The sequence below is a fragment of the Siccirubricoccus deserti genome (assembly GCF_014283215.1).
In the GTDB taxonomy this organism is placed as follows: Bacteria; Pseudomonadota; Alphaproteobacteria; order Acetobacterales; family Acetobacteraceae; genus Siccirubricoccus; species Siccirubricoccus deserti.
Genome location: NZ_JACOMF010000239.1, coordinates 1 through 905, shown reverse-complemented (window position 1 = coordinate 905; position 905 = coordinate 1). Strand labels below are relative to the sequence as shown.

Genomic DNA, 905 nt, shown 5'->3' with positions numbered 1-905 from the left:
CAATCCCAAGGCTCGGCAATGAGCTTTACCCGGCTCAGTACCGGGTCCTGCCGGCAGCTGTCGAGGAAGCCGCCGCCCTCGTCGAAGCCGTAGGGTTCGCGGCCAAGGATGGTGGCGAGGTCAAAGCGGAACCCGTCTACCCGCATTTCGGTTGCCCAGTAGCGCAAACTGTCGGTCACCATCTGCAGCACGCGAGGATGCGAGAGGTTCAGCGTGTTCCCGGTTCCGGTGTCGTTGATGAAGTAGCGCTTCTGGTCGGGCAGAAGGCGATAGTAGCTGGCGTTGTCGATGCCCTTGAAGGAAAGGGTCGGGCCGCGCTCATTCCCTTCGGCGGTGTGGTTGTAGACCACGTCGAGGATGACCTCGAGGCCGGCATCGTGCAGCCGCGCCACCATTTCCTTGAACTCGGAGAAAGCGAAGGCCGGATTGCGGGCGTAGCGCCGAGCGGGCGAGAAGAAGCTGATGGTGTTGTAGCCCCAGTAGTTGGTCAGCCCCCGCTCCAGCAGGAAGTTGTCGTTGATGAAGGTGTGGATCGGCAGCAGTTCGACCGAAGTGATGCCGAGTGTGCGCAGGTAGTCCACCACCTCGGGTGAGGCGAGGCCGGCATAGGTGCCCCGCATCTCCTCCGGCAGGGAGGGATGCAGCTTGGTGAAGCCCTTCACATGCGTCTCGTAAAATACCGTGCGATCCCAAGGCACGCCCGGACTGCGCTCGCGCCCCCAGGTGAAGGCAGGGTCTATGACCCGGCATTTCGGCATCAAGGGAGCGCTATCGCGCTCGTCGAAAGTCAGGTCGTCCTCGGTTTCGAGCGTGTAGCCGAAGACCTCCGGCCCCCAGGTCAGGTCGCCGACGATGGCGCGGGCATAGGGGTCGAGCAGCAGTTTGTTGGGGTTGAAGCGGTGGCC

1 protein-coding gene is annotated in these 905 nt (G+C 63.0%); it reads right to left on the bottom strand.

Annotated features, from left to right (window positions below; all coding sequences use genetic code 11):
• On the bottom strand, window positions 1-905 hold a 905-nt coding region (locus tag H7965_RS30055), incomplete at both ends, for an alpha-amylase family glycosyl hydrolase (RefSeq protein ID WP_261394446.1).